Annotated in this window: 21 protein-coding genes and 2 pseudogenes; 21 read left to right on the top strand and 2 right to left on the bottom strand. The window is 60.0% G+C overall.

Annotated features, from left to right (window positions below):
- The first annotated feature begins 194 nt into the window (after positions 1 to 194).
- The 19 genes and pseudogenes from PACILC2_RS21375 (at position 195) to PACILC2_RS21465 (ending at position 17,307) form a co-directional block, all read left to right on the top strand.
- On the top strand, positions 195 to 728 hold the full coding sequence (locus tag PACILC2_RS21375) for a Gfo/Idh/MocA family protein (protein WP_213530718.1): 534 nt from the start codon (positions 195 to 197) through the stop codon (positions 726 to 728).
- Entirely contained in the window at positions 613 to 1,188 is a 576-nt protein-coding gene (locus PACILC2_RS21380; protein WP_213530720.1) for a Gfo/Idh/MocA family protein, read from the top strand. Before PACILC2_RS21375 ends, PACILC2_RS21380 begins: the two co-directional genes overlap by 116 nt.
- Before the next feature lie 16 nt (positions 1,189 to 1,204).
- The gene (locus PACILC2_RS21385; RefSeq protein ID WP_213530722.1) at positions 1,205 to 2,032 is read left to right on the top strand and encodes a sugar phosphate isomerase/epimerase family protein; all 828 of its coding nucleotides are present in this window, start codon (positions 1,205 to 1,207) and stop codon (positions 2,030 to 2,032) included.
- 39 nt (positions 2,033 to 2,071) lie between these two features.
- Complete coding sequence (locus tag PACILC2_RS21390) at positions 2,072 to 3,499, top strand: sulfatase family protein (RefSeq protein WP_213530724.1); 1,428 nt, start codon at positions 2,072 to 2,074, stop codon at positions 3,497 to 3,499.
- Positions 3,496 to 5,075: pseudogene (gene cysC, locus PACILC2_RS27395) on the top strand (adenylyl-sulfate kinase). Before PACILC2_RS21390 ends, cysC begins: the two are co-directional and overlap by 4 nt.
- Positions 5,072 to 5,797 carry a sulfatase-like hydrolase/transferase gene (locus PACILC2_RS27400; protein ID WP_244863708.1) on the top strand — a complete coding sequence of 242 codons (726 nt, stop codon included), beginning with the start codon at positions 5,072 to 5,074 and terminating at the stop codon, positions 5,795 to 5,797. The pseudogene cysC and the gene PACILC2_RS27400 overlap by 4 nt, the downstream one beginning before the upstream one ends.
- Positions 5,748 to 6,473: a sulfatase family protein gene (locus PACILC2_RS21410; protein ID WP_244863712.1), complete on the top strand. Its 726-nt coding sequence runs from the start codon at positions 5,748 to 5,750 to the stop codon at positions 6,471 to 6,473. Before PACILC2_RS27400 ends, PACILC2_RS21410 begins: the two co-directional genes overlap by 50 nt.
- Complete coding sequence (locus tag PACILC2_RS27405; RefSeq protein ID WP_280515360.1) at positions 6,470 to 7,345, top strand: sulfatase-like hydrolase/transferase; 876 nt, start codon at positions 6,470 to 6,472, stop codon at positions 7,343 to 7,345. Before PACILC2_RS21410 ends, PACILC2_RS27405 begins: the two co-directional genes overlap by 4 nt.
- A complete protein-coding gene (locus PACILC2_RS28110) occupies positions 7,243 to 7,851 on the top strand; it encodes a sulfatase/phosphatase domain-containing protein (RefSeq protein WP_280515361.1) in 609 nt (202 codons plus the stop codon). The genes PACILC2_RS27405 and PACILC2_RS28110 overlap by 103 nt, the downstream gene beginning before the upstream one ends.
- Before the next feature lie 447 nt (positions 7,852 to 8,298).
- Positions 8,299 to 10,227, top strand: a complete 1,929-nt coding sequence (locus PACILC2_RS21420) for an ABC transporter substrate-binding protein (protein ID WP_213530732.1) — start codon at positions 8,299 to 8,301, stop codon at positions 10,225 to 10,227.
- Between the two features lie 217 nt (positions 10,228 to 10,444).
- A pseudogene (locus PACILC2_RS21425) lies at positions 10,445 to 11,362 on the top strand (ABC transporter permease); the annotation flags it as partial.
- Between the two features lie 76 nt (positions 11,363 to 11,438).
- Entirely contained in the window at positions 11,439 to 12,602 is a 1,164-nt protein-coding gene (locus PACILC2_RS21430) for an ABC transporter permease (protein ID WP_213530734.1), read from the top strand.
- 12 nt (positions 12,603 to 12,614) lie between these two features.
- Positions 12,615 to 13,682: an ABC transporter ATP-binding protein gene (locus PACILC2_RS21435; protein WP_244863709.1), complete on the top strand. Its 1,068-nt coding sequence runs from the start codon at positions 12,615 to 12,617 to the stop codon at positions 13,680 to 13,682.
- 13 nt (positions 13,683 to 13,695) lie between these two features.
- A complete protein-coding gene (locus PACILC2_RS21440; protein WP_213530736.1) occupies positions 13,696 to 14,712 on the top strand; it encodes an ABC transporter ATP-binding protein in 1,017 nt (338 codons plus the stop codon).
- Positions 14,709 to 15,017, top strand: coding sequence for a hypothetical protein (locus PACILC2_RS21445; RefSeq protein WP_062493245.1), 309 nt, complete (start codon positions 14,709 to 14,711; stop codon positions 15,015 to 15,017). The genes PACILC2_RS21440 and PACILC2_RS21445 overlap by 4 nt, the downstream gene beginning before the upstream one ends.
- Positions 15,014 to 15,511, top strand: coding sequence for a hypothetical protein (locus PACILC2_RS21450; RefSeq protein WP_213530738.1), 498 nt, complete (start codon positions 15,014 to 15,016; stop codon positions 15,509 to 15,511). Before PACILC2_RS21445 ends, PACILC2_RS21450 begins: the two co-directional genes overlap by 4 nt.
- Before the next feature lie 4 nt (positions 15,512 to 15,515).
- The gene (locus tag PACILC2_RS21455) at positions 15,516 to 16,337 is read left to right on the top strand and encodes a sugar phosphate isomerase/epimerase family protein (RefSeq protein ID WP_213530740.1); all 822 of its coding nucleotides are present in this window, start codon (positions 15,516 to 15,518) and stop codon (positions 16,335 to 16,337) included.
- A 74-nt stretch (positions 16,338 to 16,411) separates the two neighbouring features.
- Positions 16,412 to 16,903, top strand: coding sequence for an AraC family ligand binding domain-containing protein (locus tag PACILC2_RS21460; protein ID WP_213530742.1), 492 nt, complete (start codon positions 16,412 to 16,414; stop codon positions 16,901 to 16,903).
- The gene (locus PACILC2_RS21465; RefSeq protein ID WP_213530744.1) at positions 16,861 to 17,307 is read left to right on the top strand and encodes a helix-turn-helix domain-containing protein; all 447 of its coding nucleotides are present in this window, start codon (positions 16,861 to 16,863) and stop codon (positions 17,305 to 17,307) included. Before PACILC2_RS21460 ends, PACILC2_RS21465 begins: the two co-directional genes overlap by 43 nt.
- A 104-nt stretch (positions 17,308 to 17,411) precedes the next feature.
- Here PACILC2_RS21465 and PACILC2_RS21470 read toward each other — a convergent pair whose 3' ends face one another.
- Both PACILC2_RS21470 and PACILC2_RS27415 read right to left on the bottom strand, forming a co-directional pair.
- Positions 17,412 to 18,110: a phytanoyl-CoA dioxygenase family protein gene (locus PACILC2_RS21470; RefSeq protein WP_244863710.1), complete on the bottom strand. Its 699-nt coding sequence runs from the start codon at positions 18,108 to 18,110 to the stop codon at positions 17,412 to 17,414.
- Complete coding sequence (locus PACILC2_RS27415; protein ID WP_244863711.1) at positions 18,104 to 18,247, bottom strand: hypothetical protein; 144 nt, start codon at positions 18,245 to 18,247, stop codon at positions 18,104 to 18,106. Before PACILC2_RS27415 ends, PACILC2_RS21470 begins: the two co-directional genes overlap by 7 nt.
- A 142-nt stretch (positions 18,248 to 18,389) precedes the next feature.
- Between PACILC2_RS27415 and PACILC2_RS21475 the strand changes: the two genes are divergently transcribed.
- Both PACILC2_RS21475 and PACILC2_RS21480 read left to right on the top strand, forming a co-directional pair.
- Positions 18,390 to 19,424: an AraC family transcriptional regulator gene (locus PACILC2_RS21475; RefSeq protein ID WP_213530746.1), complete on the top strand. Its 1,035-nt coding sequence runs from the start codon at positions 18,390 to 18,392 to the stop codon at positions 19,422 to 19,424.
- Between the two features lie 81 nt (positions 19,425 to 19,505).
- Positions 19,506 to 20,255 carry a Cof-type HAD-IIB family hydrolase gene (locus tag PACILC2_RS21480; RefSeq protein ID WP_213530768.1) on the top strand — a complete coding sequence of 250 codons (750 nt, stop codon included), beginning with the start codon at positions 19,506 to 19,508 and terminating at the stop codon, positions 20,253 to 20,255.
- The last annotated feature ends 3 nt before the right edge of the window (positions 20,256 to 20,258 follow it).

The raw sequence follows: 20,258 nt of genomic DNA on the forward strand, positions 1-20,258 counted from the left end.
GCGTGTCTGTCGGCGCCAAACCGCCGCAGCATGGGCAACGCTATGAATGTAAGCGATTTCATATTTATGGCGCGATCCGACATGTTTTTGGCGGAAACCGCAATGAGCCCCCGTACCGTTTTCCACTAGAATGAACACTAGCAAGCGCGATTCATAGGAAGACCGGAAGCAGACCAATCGTGGGAGGAATAGGGATGACGGTAAAAGCGGCAGTGGTCGGCGTCGGCAATATAGGCTCGATCCATGCGGACGTTTACAATGGGCATCCGCAGGCGGAATTGGTGGCGGTTTGTGACATCGTGAAGGAGAAAGCGGATGCCGCCGCGCGGAAATTCGGATGCCGCGCTTTTTACAGCGTGGAGGAAATGATCGGAAGCGGCATCGAAATCGATGCCTGCAGCGTCGCGACCAAAGGGGAAGAAAACGGCGGCGAGCATTACGAGCCGACGATGCGGCTGCTCGAAGCGGGCATACCGGTGCTCGGGGAGAAGCCGATATCCAACCGGATCGACGAAGGCGAACGAATGGTGGAACTGGCCCGATCCAAAAATTCCGTACGGGGTCAACCTGAACCACCGCTTCACGCCTGCCGCGCTGAAAGCGAAAGGCTGGGTGGAGGAAGGCAGGCTCGGCAAGCTTCACATGATCAATATGCGCATGTGGATCAACAACCCGGTGGAGACGTCGCCATGGTTTCATCTGCGGGCGCTGCATCCGCATTCGTTTGATGTCATTCGCTATTTCTGCGGCGACGTGAAGCGGGTCGCGGCGTTCATGATGAAGGGCGAGGGCCGCTCCATCTGGTCCAACGCGCAAGTGCTGCTCGAATTTCGGAACGGGGCGATCGGCAACCTGGTCGGCAGCTACGACGCCGGCGGCAGCTACGGGCTCGAGCAGTGCGACGTTGTCGGCTCCAAAGGGCGCTTCGTGCTGACCGATGCTTGCGAACACCTTACGTTTTATCCGCGCCGCAGCATCGAAACGGAAACGTACAGCTATCTCGGCGGGATGCGTTCGTTCTCGGAAACGTTCAAGAGCCGGATCGGCTCATGGATCGAGCAGATCGCGGCGGGCGAGCCGTACGACCGGATCGACGGGTCCGGCGAAGACGCGCTGAAGGCGCAGTACATTATCGAGGCGGCAATTCGTTCCTGGGAAACGGGTACGATCGTCGAATTGGATTTTTAATTCGGGAGGTGCGAACATGATCAAGCTGGGCGTCAACACGGTCCTGTTCAAAGATTTCGATGTCGAAACGGCCCTTCGCCATATTGCGCGATGCGGTTACGACGGGGCGGAGCTGTCCGCCATCAAAGGGATGTGCGAGCATCTCGAGCTCGACCGCTGGCAGGAGCAGGCGGAAACGGTCAAGGCGATCGCGGACGAATGCGGCATCGGATTGCTGTCCATGGAGGTCGCGTCGCTCGACGAAACGCGGCTGACCAAAGCGTTCGAGGCGGCGGCCGCTCTCGGCATCCCGATCGTCAACGTCGGGCCCGGCGGAAAGAGCAATGTAGAGGAAGACTTGGCGCAGTCGATCGCCACGCTTGCGCGCCTTTCCGCGCTTGCCCATTCCTATGGCGTCACGCTGTGCGTCAAGGCGCATGTCGGGAACGCGATCTACAATACGCCGACGACGCTGCGGGCGATGGCGGCGATCCAAAATCCCGGTTTCGGCATCGATATGGACCCGAGCCATGTGTACCGCGCCGGCGAAAATCCGGAGGAAGCGCTGCCGCAAGTGCTCTCGCGCGTGAAGCATATCCACATTCGCGATTGCAAAGGGCGCACGGCCGGGCCCGGCGACATCTTCAACCAGGCATGCGGACGCGGGGACATCGATCTGGCCGCTTACTGCAAAGCGATGGTCGACGGCGGCTACGACGGACCGGTCTGTCTGGAGGTGATCGGCGCGAGGGGGCATTCGCTGGCCGAGGTGTCGATTGTGGCGGCCGAAAGCTACGGCTACCTGAACGCCTGTCTGAAGCGTCTCGGCGCCAGACCGTCCGACGTTTCGACTTATGTCATCTGAAACGAGAAGCGATTTCGCAAAAAGGAGTTGGGTCCGAATATGGGAAAATCCGAGCTGTCCGGACGCCGAAAACCGAACCTGCTGTTTCTCGGCATCGATAGCCTGCGCCGCGATCATATGAGCGGTTACGGCTATGCCAAACTTACGACGCCGCATATCGACCGTTACGCGCAGGGCGGCGTTCTCTTCGAAAACCATTTCAGTCCCAGTGTGCCGACAACGCCCGGCTATGCTTCGATGCTGACCGGCATGGATTGCTTCGGCACCGATGTCGTGGCGCTTCGCCATAACGGCGGATTGGGCGGGCATGTGAAAACGTTGGCGGAAGTGCTGAACGATAACGGCTACAATACGACATGCATCGGATTTACCGGCAATCCGTCGTCGCGCGGCTTCCAGACCTATCTCGATTACGAAGGCTGGGCGGCCGATCCGGGAGGGAGGAGCCCGAAGGCGGAAAATATGAACCGCGTGGCGATTCCGGAGCTGAAGCGGCTCGCCGCCGCCGACAAGCCGTTCTTTCTGTTTCTCCGGCATATGGACCCGCATTCGCCGTATTTGCCTCCGCAGCCGTTCGACCGGCTGTTCTACGACGGCGACGAGTTCAGTGCGGAGAACGATTCGCTGGACGCGCTGTACCGCTTCGAGCCTTTCGCCAACTATTTCCGGTCCTGGTTTCCGGAGGGCTGCACCGACGCGCGTTATATCGACGCCCAGTACGACGGCGCGCTTGCGTATATGGACGCCTGCATCGGCCGGCTGTTCACGGTTCTGGAGGAGCTCGGCCTGGAGGAAGAGACGCTTGTCGTCATCACGTCCGATCACGGGGAAACGTTGAACGAGCATGATTGCTACTACGATCATCACGGCCTGTATGAAACGAATCTGGTCGTGCCGCTGATCCTGAGATTTCCGGGCAAAGTGCCGGCCGGCGTGCGCTGCGCCGACTACACGCAAATCAAGGACATTATGCCAACCGTTCTGGAGCTGCTCGGCATCGAGTCCGGCATCGGCTTCGACGGCTCCAGTCTCGTGCCGCGCATGTTCGGGCAGCGCGGCACGGTCGAGCCCGAATTTTACATAACCGAATGCACCTGGATGCGCAAGCACGGCTGGAGAACGCCGGAGTGGAAGCTGATCGTGGCGCTGGAGCCGGATTTTCATTTCAAACCGGCTGTCGAGCTGTACAATCTGATTCGGGATCCGCAGGAGCTTCGCAACGTGGCAGAGGAAGAGCCGGAAGTCGTCGCCATGCTGAGAAGCCGGATGGAAGCCCATATCCGCAAACGGGAAAGCGAGACGGGACGAACGAATCCGATGTATACGAATTTGAACTGGCACGGTCTCGGCACCGGACCGTTCGAGTCGTCGGAGCAGGCTTATGCGTCGCTGCGCATCGGTTCGGTGAGCAACGCCAGACAGCTGCAGGAGAAAGACAAAAAGAAAGGGCGTAAGGTCACATCATGATCAAAGCGGCGGTTATCGGACTGAATCATATCGGCCTGATTCATTGCGGAGTCTATTCCGACAACCCGGACGTCCGTCTCGTCGCGGTATGCGATTTGCGCGGTGATTTGGCCGAGCGGGCGGCGGAGCGGTTTCACGCGAAAGCGTATACGAGCGTGCCGGAAATGCTGGCCGCCGAAGAAATCGATCTCGTCAGCGTGGCGACCGGCGGGCTGGAGAACGGCTCCCATCATCGGGAGCCGGCGCTGCAGGCGATCGAGGCCGGCAAGGACGTCCTGATCGAGAAGCCGATTTCCAACCGGCTGCGCGAGGCGAAGGAAATGGTGGAAGCGGCCGGGCGCAAAGGGGTACGGCTTGCCTGCAATTTGAACCATCGCTTCGTGCCGGCCGCGCTCAAGGCGAAGTCGTGGATCGACAAGGGAGATCTGGGCACCCTGCTGTTCCTGAATATGAGGCTTACGATCGGCAATCCGAACGAGTCGACGCCCTGGATCCATTTGCGCGCGCTGCATCCGCACTCGTTCGATGTGCTCCGTTATTTCGGCGGAGATGTATCGCGGGTGCAGTCGTTTTTGACGCGGGCGCCGGGGCGCAGCGTCTGGTCGACGGCCTCGATCAATCTCGAATTTGCGTCGGGCGCCGTCGGCCATCTGACCGGAAGCTACGACATGTTCGGCGGGCATCCGATCGAGCATTGCGAAGCGGCCGGAACGGGCGGGCGATTCGTGCTCGACAACGTGTACGAGCGGCTGACTTTTTATCCGAAGGATCGCGAGGAGCTGCGGGTTTTCCGCAACTCCATCATGTCGGGCGCCGCGGGTTCCATGACACGTTCCGCTACCGGCTTAACGCTTTCGTGCAGGAGATCAAGGATGACGTTCCCCCTGATCGGATCGCCGGCTCGGGAGCGGACGCGCTGGCGGTGCAGCGCATCATTGAAGCGGCGATTCTGTCCCACCGGGAGAACGGCTCGCCGGTGCGCGTGGACGAAGTCGGCGACGACACGCCGGAGGGAGAGGAATAGGAAGAATGGATGGATGTGTCGTATGGTTTACGGGCCTGTCGGGCTCCGGCAAACGACGACGGCGAGCGAATTGCTCGGCTTGCTGCGCGGCGCCGGCGTCCGCGCGGAGCTGCTCGACGGCGACGAGCTGCGCAAGACGATTTGCAAAGATCTCGGCTTCAGCCGCGAAGGCCGTCTGGAGAATATCAGAAGAGTGGCATTCGTCGCCGAACTGCTCGCCCGCAACGGCGTCGTCGCGCTCGTCTCGGCCATTACTCCGTATCGCGAAATGCGGGAGCATGCAAGGTCGGCCATCGGCCGCCGTTATATCGAAGTGTATGTCGAATGCCCTCTGGAGGAATGCGAACGGCGCGACGCGAAAGGGCTGTACGCCAAGGCGAGAAAAACGAGATCGAGCGCTTCACCGGAATTTCCGATCCGTATGACGTCCCGGAATCGCCGGACGTCGTCATTCGTACGCAGGATTTTTCGGTCGCAGACAACGCCCGGACCGTCCTCGACTTTCTGAGAGTCCATGGATGGTTGCCGGCCCATGTGGAGGGATGCGTGTGAAAATCGTCTTCGTCTCGCTGGACACCTTGCGCGCCAGCCGGCTCGGCGCTTACGGGTACGGCAAGCCGACCAGCCCCTATCTGGACCGGATCGCCTCGCAAGGGGTGCTGTTCGAGCGGGCATACGCCGCCGACATTCCGACGGAGGTGGCGCATACCGGCATTTTTACCGGAAAGGCCGGCTTGACGACCGGCGTCGTCGCACACGGCTCCGAGCTGACGAGCCTGCCCCGCTCGGTCGGTTGGCTGCCCGCCATGCTGTTCGGCGCAGGCTTGACGACGGCGGCGATCGACAACCTGTACCAGTTGAAGGAATGGTTCGCCCGCGGCTATCGCTACTATATCAATTCGTCCGGCCGCCAGCGCTGGATCGACGGTCGTACGGTCAACGACCTGGCGAAGGCGTGGCTGAACGAGCACGCCGACGAAGATTTTTTCTCTTCCTGCATTATTGGGATCCGCATACGCCTTACCTGCCTCCGGAGAAGTATGTGTCCCGTTTCTACGACGCGGGTCGCGACCGCGCGATCCGGCCAACCGGAGTATGGAGCGGGCGTACAACAACGGCGCCTATCCGTTTTTCAAATACCATCATTACGACCTACTGGGTCCCGTCACCGACGCCGAATATATCAACGCGCTGTACGACGCGGAAATCCGCTATCTCGACGATTTGCTGCAGGAGCTGGACGAGACGCTGGAGCGGCTCGGCATCCGGGATGATACGCTGCTTGTGCTGTTCGGCGACCACGGCGAAAGCCTGACCGAGCACGACATTTTTTGGGATCATTGCGGTCTCTACGAGCATACGGTCCGCGTCCCGCTCATTATGCGTTGGCCGGGACGGATACCGGCCGGCAGAAGCGTGAGCGGACTCGTGCAGCAGGTCGATATGATGCCGACGCTGCTGGAGGCAGCGGGGCTGCCGGTTCCGGACGGGCTGGACGGCCGCAGCCTGTGGCCGGCTATCCGGGGCGAAGCTTCCGGCGCGCACGATACGATTTATTTGAGCGAGTGCGCCTGGCAGGCGGCCCGCGGCATAACCGACGGCTCCTATAAGCTGATCGTGACGTACGATCCCGGCCCGTTCAAGCGTCCGCCCCGGGAGCTGTATCATCTCGAAGCCGATCCGGACGAGACGGTCAATCTGGCTGAAACGATGCCGGCCCTTGCCGACCGGTTGGAACGGCAGCTGAACGACTGGGTGGCCGGCAAGCTGGCGGGCCGACGCGATCCGATGCTTGCGCAACTGGAAGCCGGTCTGCCGTTTCGCAAGCGCCTTCAGACGATTCTGGGGCAGTTCGGCTTCACGTGGGAGGATTGGTGGAACAATCCGGCGCGGGAGCGGTTTGACGAGGCGATGGAGCGGTCGCGGATGAAAGGGGGTAAAGGCGCATGACGCGGCGGCCGAATGTGCTGGTCATCATGAGCGATCAGCATCGTTACGATTGCACGGGCGCAAGCGGCCGGTATCCGGTGCGAACGCCGAACATCGACCGACTGGCGGAAGAAGGCGTCTGGTTCGCCAACGCCTATACGCCGATTCCGGTATGCGGTCCGGCCAGACAATCTTTCGTCTGCGGACGCCGTCCGGAAAGCTTCGGCGCCCTCTGGAATGCCGGTCTTGGGCTGCCGGTCGGAAGTCTGGCCCCGGATGCGTATTCGTGGGCGCGGGACCTGCAGCAAGCCGGATACGCCACCGCTTATATCGGCAAATGGGACGTCCATCCGGACGCCGATCCGACCGCGTTCGGCTACGGCCGCTATGTCGATGCCGAGCGGGAATATGCGGCATACCGGCGGCTGAGGCACCCGGATATCCGGCTCGAAGGCGGCTGGCGCGGCGAGACGGACCCGGTACCGCTTGCCGATTCCCGCACCCATTGGCTGGCGGACCGGGCGCGCCGGATGCTGCGCGAGCTGTCGGGGGCGGACGGTCCCTGGCATCTGAGGGTCAATTTCGCGGAGCCCCATCTGCCGTGCCGCCCGTCCGAGCCGTTCGCCAGCCAGTACAATCCGGCCGATGTCCCGCCATGGGGGAGCTTCGGCGACACGCTGTCGGGCAAGCCGTATATTCAGCGGCAGCAGCTTGTCAATTGGGGAGTGCAGCACGCCGGCTGGGACGAATGGGCGCCGTCGTCGCGCGGTATTACGGCATCGTCAGCCAGATGGACGACGCTGTCGGTCTGCTGCTGGACGCGGGCGAAGAAGACAATACCGTCGTCGTGTACACGTCCGATCACGGGGATATGTGCGGCGGCCACGGCATGATGGATAAGCATTACGTGCTCTACGACGATGTCGTCCGCGTACCGCTTGCCATCCGCTGGCCGGGCGTCGCGAAGCACGGAACGGTATGCGGCGCCTTCGTCTACAACCATCTCGATCTGCCGCCGACGCTGCTCGATCTGCTGGGCTTGCCGCTGCCGCCCCATTTGCACGGACGCTCCATGCGGCCGCTGCTCGAAGGCGAGGTGCCGGACGATTGGCGGTCATTCGCCGTATCGACATCCAACGGGCAGCAGTTCGGCCTGTTCGCACAGCGGATGATCCGTACGGCGGATTGGAAATATATCTGGAACCCGACCGATACCGACGAGCTGTACGATCTGCAAAATGACCCTCACGAGAGGGAAAACCGGATCGCCGGTCCCGGTTGCGGGAAGATCCTCAGCGCGCTGAGGCGGGAGCTGCTTGGCGAGCTCAGGCGCACCGGCGACGGTCTCGTTGCCGGACATTGGCTGGAAGGCCAGCTGCTTCGCGGGGAGAAGCTGTAAGCCGGCATCCGCTGTTGCAAGCGTTTTCCCGAATTTTGTCCGATCCTGTCATCTGATAACCTGACCTGTTCCGGTTCAGTGGCAGCACACCGGTTCCGATTTGAGAAGCAGAGCGTTCATTCGCGTCATCCATTTTGCCGGGAAAGGAGTGTTGGCATGCGCACAACATGCTGTACCGGGACGTACCGCCGTATTCATCCGCGGGATGGGCCGGGATGCGAAGCGGCATAGTTACCGAAGCAAGCACGGACAAAGTGATCGCAGCAAGCACCGTCATAGTGGCCGAAACAAACACGGACATCGTGACCGAACCAAGCACGGGCATCGTGATCGCAGCTAGCAGATGTGAAATGGTGTTTCCCGGGAACAAACATTTTAATGAAGGGGGATGCATGTGAAAAAAGGAGCACGATAACCATTGCGTGGGTGCTGGTCCTCGCACTCGCCGTGACTACCGCATTGGCCGGTTGCAGCGGTTCGCCTGCGCCGCAGGACGCGGAACGATCGGCCGACAACGGCGCTGCCGGAGAGACGGAAGGCAGCAAAGGGGAGGATGGCGGCGACAAGGGCGAACCTGCGCCCGTCGTCGACGTGTCGACGATTACGGAATTTCAGCAGTCGCCATCGCTCGAAGGCAAAGATTTGCCGCCGGTCAAGGACCGTCTGCCGGAAGTGCCGAAGCTGACGAATGAAATGCCGGCATCGATGCTGAACTACGAGATTGGCCGATACGGCGGCACGCTGCGCACTGTCACCTCGGTCATCGACTGGGACGCCGACGTCTTCGTCATGAACAACGAGCCGCTGCTCAACACGCCCGGCATTCTGGGCGAAGAAATTACCGGCAATGTGCTGGAAGGCTACGAAATGAGCGAAGATGAGAAGGTATTCACGTTCAAAATGCGTAAAGGGCTCAAATGGTCCGACGGCGAGCCGGTCACGACGGAGGATGTCCGTTTCACCATCGAGGACATTCTGTTCAACAAGGAGTTGACGCCGATCTTCCCGGCCTATCTCCACTCCGGAGGCAAGGCGACCGGAACGCCGATGAAGTTCGAACTGGTCGACGAATATACGTTCAAAATATCGTTTGGCGAGCCGTACGGAGGGCTGCTTATCGGACTCGCTATTCAAGGCTGGAGAGGATACCAGCAATTTATCCGCCCGGCCCACTACCTCAAGAAGTTCCACGTCAAATATACGCCGCTTGAACAACTGGAGCCCGAAATCCGGAAAGCCGGCTTCAAAAAGGGCGAGTGGGTCAACCTCTTTAACGACAAAGATATCATCAACACCGAGCTGACCAACAAGAAAGCGATCGGTTTCCCGGTGCTGACCCCGTGGATGATTGTGAAATCGACCCAGACGACCGCGACCTTCGAACGAAACCCGTACTATTTCAAAATCGATTCGGCCGGCAACCAGCTGCCGTATATCGACAGCATTCAAAGCACGCTCGTGCAGGACATCGAAATGGTGACGCTCAAAACGATCTCCGGCGAAGTAGACTTTTCCCGCGAATCGGCGGCGCTCGTCAAAATGCCGCTGTACAGGGAAAACGAGAAAAACGGCTACAAGGCGCTGCTTGCCAACATGCACGTCACGCCGACGGATATTTTCCTCAATCTGACCCACAAAGATGAGACGTGGCGGAAAGTGACGCAGGACGTCCGATTCCGCCAGGCGCTCAATATGGCGCTCAACCGCGACGAAATCATCGATGCGATCTATTACGGCTTCGCCGTCCCGTCGAAATTCCAGGATTCCGCCTTCGATCTCGAAGCTGCGAACAAGCTGCTCGACGACATGGGTATGACAAAAGGAAGCGACGGCTTCCGCGTCGGTCCCGACGGCAAGAAGTTTACGATCCCGTTCGAAGTCGGCGCGCAGGCGCCGGACATTGTCCCACTTACCGAACTGGTATCGGAGATGTGGAAGCAGCTCGGACTGGATGTCACGATGAAGGTGATCGACTCTACGCTGTGGGGCAAGCGCCGCGAAGCGAACGAATTGAAGGCGACGATGATCTGGACGCATACGCCGCTCTGGTATATGAGCGATTGGGGGCAAGGCTACTGGGGCACGCTCTGGGAAATGTATCACAGCTCGGGCGGCAAGAAGGGCGAGAAGCCGCCGGCGAACGTGCAGGAGCTGTACGATCTGATCGATCAGGCAGCGATCGCCAATCCGACCGACGCCCAGGCGATCATCGAGCAGGTAAAGCAGAAGATGGGCGAAGAGCTGTTCTATTTCGTCCATATCGGAGACGTGAAGCAGCCGCTGATCGTGAACGAGAAACTTCGCAACATCCCGGGCGAGGAAGGGTTCGCCATTGCGACGAACTTCAGCGGCGAGCAGTTTTTCTTCGCGGATTGACGCAGATCATTCGGACAGGGGCCGGGATCGCCGCGCGATCCGGCCCTCGCCTGCGCCCCGATGGCGGCCGCTTAGGCGGAGCCGGTTGAAACCTGTGCGCCGGCAGCCGCCGCACATCGCGGCGGGCATTCGCCGCAATAGCGCCGATTCGGCGGACCGGCGTCTGACAGATCGGCGAAACCGCCGTCCGTGCGCAGAATGACGAAGGAGGGTTCGGATGCTTAACTATATCGCATACCGTGTGCTGCAGCTTATACCGCTGCTGCTTGCCATCAGCGTGATCGTTTTCGTCATCATCCAGCTTCCGCCCGGCGACTTTCTCAGCACCTACATCCAGCAGCTGGAATTGTCCGGCAACGATGTGAGCGAAAGCGCCATTCTTAGCCTGAAAGCCCAATACGGCCTGGACCAGCCGATGTATATGCAATATCTTCTCTGGATCAAAAACATTGTGCTGCACGGTGACCTCGGTCGATCGTTCCAATGGAATCAGCCGGTTTCCGAAGTAATCGGCGATAGGCTGCTGCTGACGATCATCATTTCGGTCATCTCCCTTATTTTCGTCTGGGCGGTCGCCATTCCGATCGGCATCTATTCCGCAACGCACCAGTATTCGATTCTAGACTACGTGTTTACGTTTATCGGCTTTATCGGCCTTGCGGTGCCGGGATTTCTGATCGCTCTCGTGCTCGTCTACATCGTCTTCGTCAATACCGGGGTGTCGATGACCGGTCTGTTCTCGCCCGAATTCCAGGATGCGCCGTGGAGCATCGACAAGGTGCTCAATATGCTGCCCCGCCTTGTGCTGCCGGTCGTCATTATCGGCTTGTCGGGGACGGCCAGCCTGATCCGCGTCATGCGCGGCATGCTGCTCGACGAGCTCTCCAAGCAGTACGTCATTACGGCGCGCGCCAAAGGGGTGGAGGAACGCAAGCTTCTGTTCAAATATCCGGTCCGCATGGCGATCAATCCGCTTATCAGCACGATCGGGTGGACGCTGCCGGCGCTGATTTCCGGGGAAGCGATCGTCTCGATCGTTCTGAATACGCCGACGACGGGCCCGATGCTCTTGAAGGCGCTCATGTTCCAGGATATGTATCTGGCCGGAAGCTTCCTGCTCATCCTGAGCGTATTGACCGTCATCGGGACGCTGTTATCCGATATATTGCTGGCATGGCTCGATCCGCGCATCCGGTTCGGGGGGTGGCGGAATGAGCACGGTGCTGGAAAAGACGGACAAGCGCGGCATCGGGATAAGCCGGCGCAGCCGCAGGCGCAGGGACGAGCAAGGGGCGTACGAAGTGGCGTCCCAATGGCAGCTGATGTGGTGGAAATTCCGCAAGCACAAGCTGGCGATGGCTTCCGCCGTCATTTTGCTGCTGATGTATCTGACGGCCGCGTTCTGCGAATTTTTGGCGCCGACGCTGCCGGCGCAGCGGTTTACCGAGTACAAAAACGCGCCTCCGCAAACGGTCCGGTTTTACGACAAGGAGAGCGGCTTCTCCTTCAGGCCGTTCGTATACGACATGAAAATGGAGGTGGATACGAAGACGTTCCGCCGCACGTTCCAGGCCGACACGTCGAAGAAATATCCGATCCACTTCTTCGTCAGAGGCGAGCCTTACAAGCTGTGGGGGATATTCAAGACGGACATTCACCTGTTCGGGACGAAGGAAGCGGGCGCTCCGCTCTTTCTGATGGGCACCGACGATCTGGGGCGGGACCTGTTCACCCGTATTTTGTACGGCGCCAGAGTATCGCTGTCGTTCGGCATACTCGGCATTATTCTGACGCTGGTGCTCGGCCTGCTGCTCGGCGGCATATCGGGCTATCTCGGCGGCGTGACGGATACGGTCATCCAGCGCGCGATCGACCTCCTGATCTGCCTGCCGACGATCCCGCTCTGGATGGCGCTTGCGGCAGCACTGCCGCGAAGCTGGTCCGCGCTCGACATCTACATGGGGATGATCGTCATCTTCTCCATTATCGGCTGGACCGGGCTGGCGCGCGTCGTCCGCGGCAAAATATTGTCGCTGCGCGAAGAGGACTTCACGATGGCGGCGCGTCTTGCGGGAGCGAGCGATATACGCATCATCCGCAAACATCTGCTCCCCTCGTTCGCCAGCTACATCATCGTCAATACGACGTTGGCGATTCCGGGCACCATTCTCGGCGAAACGTCGCTCAGCTTTCTCGGCCTCGGCTTGCAGGCGCCCGTCGTCAGCTGGGGCGTGCTGCTGAAGGATGCGCAAAATCTGGAGACGCTTGCCCATCATCCGTGGCTGCTCTGGCCGGCGTTTTTCATCGTGCTGACGGTACTCATGTTCAATTTTCTCGGCGACGGCCTGCGCGACGCGGCCGATCCTTACAAATAGGAGGGGAGCGGCGTGACTGTTCGGGCGAGAGAGGAATTTGTGAAGCCGGCGTCCGGCCGGGAAGATGCCGTCATGGAAGTGAAAAACTTGAAGGTGCATTTTCAACTGGACGAAGGCTTGCTGAAAGCGGTTGACGGGGTCGATCTGACCATTCGCCGCGGCCGGACGCTCGGTATCGTCGGCGAGAGCGGGTGCGGCAAAAGCGTCACATCGCAGGCACTGCTGCGCATCGTGCCGGCTTCCGGCAAGGTGGAAGGGGAAATTCTGCTCTATCCGAGCGACCGGAGCAAAATCGACGGGATCGACATTCCGGACGGCGATCCGGTCGATCTTGTCGGACTGGACGGCAAAGGCCGGACGATCCGGAGCATTCGCGGCGGCGAAATCGCGATGATATTCCAGGAGCCGATGAAGGCGTTCTCGCCGATTCATACGATCGGCGATCAGATTATGGAAGCGATTCTGCTGCACAAAACCGCGAACAGGAAGGAAGCGTACGACATCGCGCTGGAGACGCTGCGCAAGGTCGGCATGTCCAACCCGGAACAGCGGATGGACGAATACCCGCACCAGCTCTCCGGCGGCATGCGCCAGCGCGCGATGATCGCAATGGCGCTCTCCTGCGAGCCTTCCATTCTGATCGCCGACGAGCCGACGACCGCGCTCGATGTTACGGTGCAGGCGCAGGTGCTGCAGCTGATCAACGAGCTGCGGGACCATACCGGCACCTCGGTCATTTTTATCACGCACGATCTGGGCGTGATTGCGGAAATGTCGGATGAGGTGGCCGTCATGTATCTCGGCAAAGTCGTCGAGTATACGGACGTCGACACGCTGTTTTACGGGCCGAAGCATCCGTATACGAAGGCACTGCTCAACTCGATCCCTTCGGTGGCAAGGCGGGACAGACTGGAATCGATCGAAGGGACGGTGCCGTTTCCGATGAATTTGCCGCCGGGCTGCGGCTTTTATTCCCGTTGTCCGCTTGCCGAGGACGGCGTGTGCAACGCCGGCGACATCCCGCTGCGGGAGATCGCCCGCGGGCATCGCGTCCGCTGCGTAAAGGCCGAACAAGTTTGAAGGAGGCGCTGGCATGAGCGAAGCGAAGCAGATCATTCTCGAAGTTACCGGCATGAAAAATATTTCCCGATCAAAAAGGTTTTTCAAGCGGACGGCCGGATCGGTCAAAGCGGTGGACGATGTGCACTTCTATATTCGGGAGGGCGAGACGTTCGGGCTGGTCGGCGAGTCCGGCTGCGGCAAGACGACGCTCGGCCGCTGCATTCTGCGCGCGATCGAGCCGTCGGACGGAAAGACGCACTTCCGGGACCGGACAGGCAACATGGTCGATCTGAATACGCTCGACAGCCGCCGGCTGCGGGCGTTCCGGCGGGATATTCAGCTTATTTTCCAGGACCCGTATTCGTCGCTTAACCCGCGGATGACGGTGCTGGGCATCGTCGGCGAACCGCTTGTATGCAACAAGCTGGCCGGCGGCGAGAAGCTGAAGGAGCGGGTGCGGGAGCTGATGGAGATGGTCGGACTCGACAGCCGGCATCTCGAGCGCTATCCGCACGCCTTCAGCGGCGGCCAGCGGCAGCGCATCGGCATCGCCCGGGCGCTCGCGACGAACCCGCGCTTTATCGTCTGCGACGAGGCGGTGAGCGCGCTCGATGTCAGCGTGCAGGCGCAAATTTTGAATTTGCTGCAGGATTTGCAGCGAAAGCTCGGTCTCAGCTACCTGTTCATCTCCCATGATCTCGGGGTCATTCAGCATATTTCCGACCGTGTCGGCGTCATGTATGTCGGACGGATGGTGGAAACTGCGCGAACCGGACAACTGTTCGCCAGACCCCGTCATCCGTACACCGAAGCGCTGCTCTCGGCCAAGCCGTTGCCCGATCCGCGGCGCAAGGCGGAGCGCATCATTCTGAGCGGCGAGGTGGCCAACCCGGCGAATCCGCCTTCCGGCTGCTACTTTCATCCGCGCTGCCCGTATGCGACGGATATATGCCGGATGGAAAAGCCGCCCTGGCGGGCGGTCGGAGATGACCATTATGTCGCCTGCCACCGCACCGACGAGCTCGAATTGCAGGGGGCGGCGATATGAGCCTGATCTTGGCCGCCATGCTCGTCTTTGCCGTATCGATCGTTCTGATCATGCTGGGCGGCGTCTGGCTCGCGCAGACGGTCATGAAGCGGACGATCGGCAAACGGCACGAAGCGCTCGATACGATTATGCGAACCGGAGCGCCGCCTGCGGATTGGCTGGATACGATGCCGGCGGGCCGAATCGAGCGCGAGCTTGACCGTCTGGCGGCTTATGTCCGCAGGACGAGGCTGGTTGACGGCGAGGAGACGCGCCGGCAGCTGATCGAGCGTTTGCGGCAGGCGAAGTTGGCGGGGAAAGGATGAATAGGGCCATGGACGCGCTGATCGAGAAGGAAAGACGCAAGGCGCGCGCGGCGATTCTGTCGTGGCTGCTCGTCATCGTGCCGGCGGGAATCGGGCTGGCTATCTGGTTTACGCTGCGCTCGCTCGTGCTGCACGCGCTGATCGTCTTCGAGGTAAGCGCATGGGCCTGGCAGGCATACGACCAGTTTTCGTTCGTATTTTTCGGATTCGTATGGCTGGCGCTTGTATTCGTATACCAATACATGCTTTACAAGCAGGGGATGAAGGGCCGGATGGGCGCTTCCTTCCGGAGGCTGACCGCGGCGATGACGGCGGCGCTCCTCGCGGCGCAGCTGCTCTTGTACGCGATAGGCGGAACGGATATGAGCGTGCGGACCGCCTTCATGATGGCGGCGGAAGCGATGATCTTCGCCGCCCTGCTGACGGCTCGCGGCAGAGCCGCCGGCAAAGCCGGAACGGCATCGGCAAGCGAAGAGCGAAAGGATGGTGCGTAAGCGAATGGATATTGGCGTCGTATCAAGAAGTTTCCCGCAGCTGACCAACGAGGAAGCGGCCGGTCTGCTTGCGGCGAACGGGTTCAGATGGACGGAGCTCTGTTTCTCGCAAACCGATTCGAAATATTGGGTATATAACGGACGTTCGGATTTGTCGGGGATGACGGACGGCGAAAGCCGCCGGATTGTCGAGACGTACCGGCGTCACGGCATCGAGGTGGCGGCGCTCGGCGTGTTTACGAATTTGATCGAACCGGACGACGTGGAGCTCGAACGGAATATCGCCTACTTCGAGCGGCATATGGAGCTTGCGGCGCTGAACGGCATTCCGTGTGTGGCGACCGAATGCGGCTTCGTTCACGGCAGCAGGGGCATTATCGCCGAGCTCTACGAAAGCCGCTTCGCCAGACTTGCGGACAGCCTCCGCCGGTTGACGGCGCTGGCCGAGGGTTACGGCGTCGATTTGGCTTTGGAGCCTTGCGCGCTCGATGTCGTGCCGAGCGCGAAGCGGATGGCCGATTTGATCGCGCAGGTCGGCTCGCGGCGCTTGAAGGTGCTGCTTGATCCGGCGAACCTGATCGCCAACAGCTCGGAGGACGACATGTTCCGCTATTTGGCCCCCCATATCGCCTATTTTCACGGCAAGGACCGCAAAGTAAACGACGCCTACGGCCGGGCGGTAGGCGACGGCGACATCGACTGGAGCCGTTTTCTCGACCTCTATCATAGCCATACGGAAGGGGTTCCGTTTATACTGGAATATGTAAACATCGATAATTTTTGTGCGATTCGGGATCGGGTGCTGCAGGCCGACAAAAGTCGGTAAATCGCATAGATGTAAAGCCGTTTTCCTCTTGGATGAGATCAGACCGCTTTCAGCGGATGAAACAGGGAGGGAAGATGATGGAAGAACGTCTTGCGCTAAACGATTTTTTGCGGGAGTACCGTTTTCCTTTTTATATCATTCAATGCACGCACAACGACCGGAACGTGCCGAATATGCACAGCCACGATTTCGTCGAGCTCGTATACGTCGTCAGAGGCGAGGCGGAGCATTGCTTCGAGGGCGACTGCTATCCGCTGTGCGCCGGCGATGTGTTCATTATCAATCCGAACGAAGCGCATACGTTCCGGATCGAGAAGGGCAAGGAAATTGAAATTATCAATTGCCTGTTCCAGCCCGATCTTATCCATAACAGCTGTCTTCGGGAGCTTGGCGTGGACGATTCGATGGATTATTTCTACGTGCAGCCGTTTATGAGCCACTCGGAGCGGTTCTACCACAAGCTGCAGCTTCGCGAGCGGGAGACGGCGGACGTGCTGCGGCTGCTGCAGGGAATGCTGGATGAGTGGCAGGCGAAAAATCCGGCTACCGGACGGTCATTCGCCTGAAGCTGGTCGATCTGTTTATTCTGCTGTCCCGCGTGTACAAGGAAAGTCTGAACGAAGGCAGGGAATCGACGAAGCGCTCGTCGCACCATATGCTCGTCCGGCGGATCAACGGATTTCTGGAGCGGCATTACGACGAGAAGCTGAATATCAATCATCTGAGCACGCTGTTCAATATCAGCACGAGGCAGTTGAACCGCATCTTCAAACAGGAAATGGCGATCACCGTCATCGAGCGCATTCACCAGATTCGCATCGAGCATGCCAAGCAAATGTTGAAGGAGAGCGACGAGAAGGTGATTCATGTGGCCCACAAGGTCGGGTACGACGATCCGGCGTTTTTCAGCCACCTGTTTCGCCGGTATGTCGGCTGCTCGCCGGGCAAATACCGCGCGCACGGGAGTTGAGCGATCGGCCGCAAGCTGTGGCCGCACCGGCCGGCTTGCGGCCGAAACGGACCGACGCCGGTCGGCTTGCGGGCTGACCGGCGTCGATCCGTTGGAACGGCGGGTTAAGAGGAACGGACTTCGAGATTGCGGTTGTAGACGACCGGGAATCCGGCGCCGGTCAAAATCTCGCCCGGCTTCACTTCGATATGCGCTTCCATCGGGTGGCGGCCGGTCGGCTCGAAGCGGGTATGGCCTGGCATGTAATGGACGGCGATGGCGCGGCGCTTCCGCGCGGAACGGTTATGCGGGCTGCCGTGCCACGTCATGCAATGATGATAGCCGACCTGGCCTTTCTTGATCTCGAACGGCACCGCCTTGATGACCGCGCCGCTCGGCAGACGTTCCGGACGTTTGTGCACGGGCATGAAGTTCTCGTCGCTCGTCAGATCGGCCTGGTGATTGCCCCATTTGTGGCTTCCGGGCACCATCCACATGCAGCCGTTCTCGATCGTCGCGTCATCGAGCGCCACCCAGGCGCTGACGAGATCGGCGGGCTGAATGATCGGCCATGCGGGATGGTCCTGGTGCCACGCCGTCGGTCCTCCGGTCACCGGGGGCTTGTATTGGATCTGATCGTGCCAGATGCGGAGCGTGTCGGTACGGCACAGCTGGGCGACCTCCTCGCACAGCTTCGGATTGGCCGCGTGCTGGAAGAAGACGTCGCTCGCCATCCAGATGTTGACGATTTGAACGACCGTCTCGCGCTTGGACATCGACATGCCGTATTCGCTGTTTCCGTCCAGCAGGTTCCGGTTCAGCACCGGTTTTTGACCGATTTGCCGTTCATGACGAGATCCAGCTCCTCGCGCAGCTTGTCGACTTCCTCGTCGCTTAACACGATGTCGCCTTTGATGAAACCGTTCTCGTCAAATTCGCGAATCTGCTCTTGCGTTAGCATGCTCGATCACCTTTCTTTGTTTTGGAATGGTTTCTGCATTCAGCATAGCAGGGAACGGACCGCATTTCGTTACAGAATCGGCAAGATAGATTGCATTTTTCACAGATTGTTGCGAACATGTGCGAAGAGGGGGAATGGCCGCATGTCGAGGGAAATCCGTCTGGGAAGCTTGAACGGGCTGCGTCCGACCGTCAATTTTGCCAACAAAATCGATGCCGAGCCGGGACAGCAGTGGGGACCGCGAACGATCGGGGACTGCCAGCTGTTTTATGTGTTTGCCGGGCGGGCCGTCCTCGAGATGGGCGGCCTCAAATATCCGCTGCGAGCGGGCGATTGTGCGTTTTACGGAGCGGACAGCCCGCACCGGATCGCGGCCGACAAGCATGAGCCGCCAACCTTTTCCAGCCTTCACTTCGCCTGGGACGAGCCGAGCCCGGTGCCGGTGCCCCCGTACGACCGGCTGAAAAATGTGCTGCCGACCGACCTGCGGATCGAGCCGGTCGTATACGCAGTCGATGTGGACGGGTACGGCGAGGTGGCCATGCCGGTGGTGTCGCATGTGCCGCAGCTGGAGCCGCTGTTTTTGCATATTGTGAAAGAGTTCCGCGTCGAGGAACCCGGCCATGCGTGGACGCTGAGGGCGCTGCTGATGCAACTGCTGGCGGCGCTGATCCGGCAGCGGATGAACGAGCGTTATTTGTCCGCCAATCATCAGAAAATCATCCCCGCGCTCGAGGCGGTTCGCCGCCGCCCGGAAGAGGATTGGACGTCCGAACGGATGGCGGAGCTGTGCGGCTATCATCCGACCTACTTTGCCGCCTTGTTCGGCGAATGCATGGGATGCGGGCCGAAAGCGTTCGTCGTGGCGGAACGCCTGCGCAAAGCGAAGCGGCTGCTCATGGAAGGGCTCCAGGTCGAAGCGGTTTCGCAGGCGGTCGGGTACGGCAGCGTACATTATTTTGCCGCAGCTTCAAGCAGGCGACGGGGCTCACGCCGACCGAGTTCCGCAGGCGCAGTCTGGAGCTGTAGGGCGCGTTCGAACGCAGAAGAGGGTCTTCCTTATTGGAACGTGGAACGGTTTGGTCCCCGGTTAGACGAAACGGAACCGTTTCCAATGCGGCGGTTCCGTCCGGCTTTGCGATTCGGCGGTTGCCCCGCGCTCATTCACCCGATATAATCGGTACAATGGCACGCGCGTTATCCGCGGCCAAAACGGACAAGCAGGTGATGACATGACGGGGAAACTGATTTTTTCGATATTGACGGCACGCTGCTCGATCATGACAAACGGCTTCCGGACTCGACGAAGCGGGCGATCAACGAGTTGAAGCGGGCGGGTCATGAAGTCGCGATCGCGACCGGACGCGGCCCGTTCATGTTCGAATGGCTCAGGGACGAACTGGGGATCGATTCTTTCGTCAGCTACAACGGACAATATGTGGTGCGCGGCGGCGAGGTGGTCGCGACGAATCCGATCAAGCGCGAATTGCTCGACCGACTGACCGAAGAAGCGGCCAGAAACGGCCATCCGATCGTGTATATGAGCAGCGAAACGATGAAAAGCAATACGGACGGCCATGAGCGGATTGAGAAAAGCATCACGGAGCTGAAGGTCAAGCTGCCGGAGCATGACCCGGAATTTTACATTGGTCAAGAGATCTATCAATGTTTGCTCTTCTGCACCTATGGAGAGGAAGGCATTTACAAGGATGCGTTTCGAGGGGAGCTCGACTTTATTCGCTGGCATCAGTTTTCGACCGACGTGCTGCCGCTCGGCGGCTCGAAAGCGGCCGGCATCGAAGCGTTCATTCGCCACGCGGGCGTTCGGCGCGAAGATGTGTATGCGTTCGGCGATGCGCTTAACGATATCGAAATGCTCCAATATGTCGGCAACGGCATCGCGATGGGCAACGCCATCGATTCGGTCAAGGCGGCGGCAAAGTACGTCACGCGCGACGTCGACGACGACGGCATTCGTTACGGCCTGCGCATGGTCGGCTTGCTGTAGATG

Origin of the sequence: Paenibacillus cisolokensis (assembly GCF_018403665.1) — a bacterium.
GTDB lineage: Bacteria > Bacillota > Bacilli > Paenibacillales > Paenibacillaceae > Paenibacillus_AH > Paenibacillus_AH cisolokensis.

What these genes read in the sequence shown, in the direction of transcription:
- PACILC2_RS21450 (WP_213530738.1), top strand. Translation starts at nt 15,014, where the DNA reads ATGAATAGGGCCATGGACGCGCTGATCGAGAAGGAAAGACGCAAGGCG.
- PACILC2_RS21445 (WP_062493245.1), top strand. Translation starts at nt 14,709, where the DNA reads ATGAGCCTGATCTTGGCCGCCATGCTCGTCTTTGCCGTATCGATCGTT.
- PACILC2_RS21440 (WP_213530736.1), top strand. Translation starts at nt 13,696, where the DNA reads ATGAGCGAAGCGAAGCAGATCATTCTCGAAGTTACCGGCATGAAAAAT.
- PACILC2_RS21475 (WP_213530746.1), top strand. Translation starts at nt 18,390, where the DNA reads ATGTCGAGGGAAATCCGTCTGGGAAGCTTGAACGGGCTGCGTCCGACC.
- PACILC2_RS21385 (WP_213530722.1), top strand. Translation starts at nt 1,205, where the DNA reads ATGATCAAGCTGGGCGTCAACACGGTCCTGTTCAAAGATTTCGATGTC.
- PACILC2_RS27405 (WP_280515360.1), top strand. Translation starts at nt 6,470, where the DNA reads ATGACGCGGCGGCCGAATGTGCTGGTCATCATGAGCGATCAGCATCGT.
- PACILC2_RS27415 (WP_244863711.1), bottom strand. Translation starts at nt 18,247, where the DNA reads ATGCTAACGCAAGAGCAGATTCGCGAATTTGACGAGAACGGTTTCATC.
- PACILC2_RS21390 (WP_213530724.1), top strand. Translation starts at nt 2,072, where the DNA reads ATGGGAAAATCCGAGCTGTCCGGACGCCGAAAACCGAACCTGCTGTTT.
- PACILC2_RS21455 (WP_213530740.1), top strand. Translation starts at nt 15,516, where the DNA reads ATGGATATTGGCGTCGTATCAAGAAGTTTCCCGCAGCTGACCAACGAG.
- PACILC2_RS28110 (WP_280515361.1), top strand. Translation starts at nt 7,243, where the DNA reads ATGGACGACGCTGTCGGTCTGCTGCTGGACGCGGGCGAAGAAGACAAT.
- PACILC2_RS21430 (WP_213530734.1), top strand. Translation starts at nt 11,439, where the DNA reads ATGAGCACGGTGCTGGAAAAGACGGACAAGCGCGGCATCGGGATAAGC.
- PACILC2_RS21460 (WP_213530742.1), top strand. Translation starts at nt 16,412, where the DNA reads ATGATGGAAGAACGTCTTGCGCTAAACGATTTTTTGCGGGAGTACCGT.
- PACILC2_RS21375 (WP_213530718.1), top strand. Translation starts at nt 195, where the DNA reads ATGACGGTAAAAGCGGCAGTGGTCGGCGTCGGCAATATAGGCTCGATC.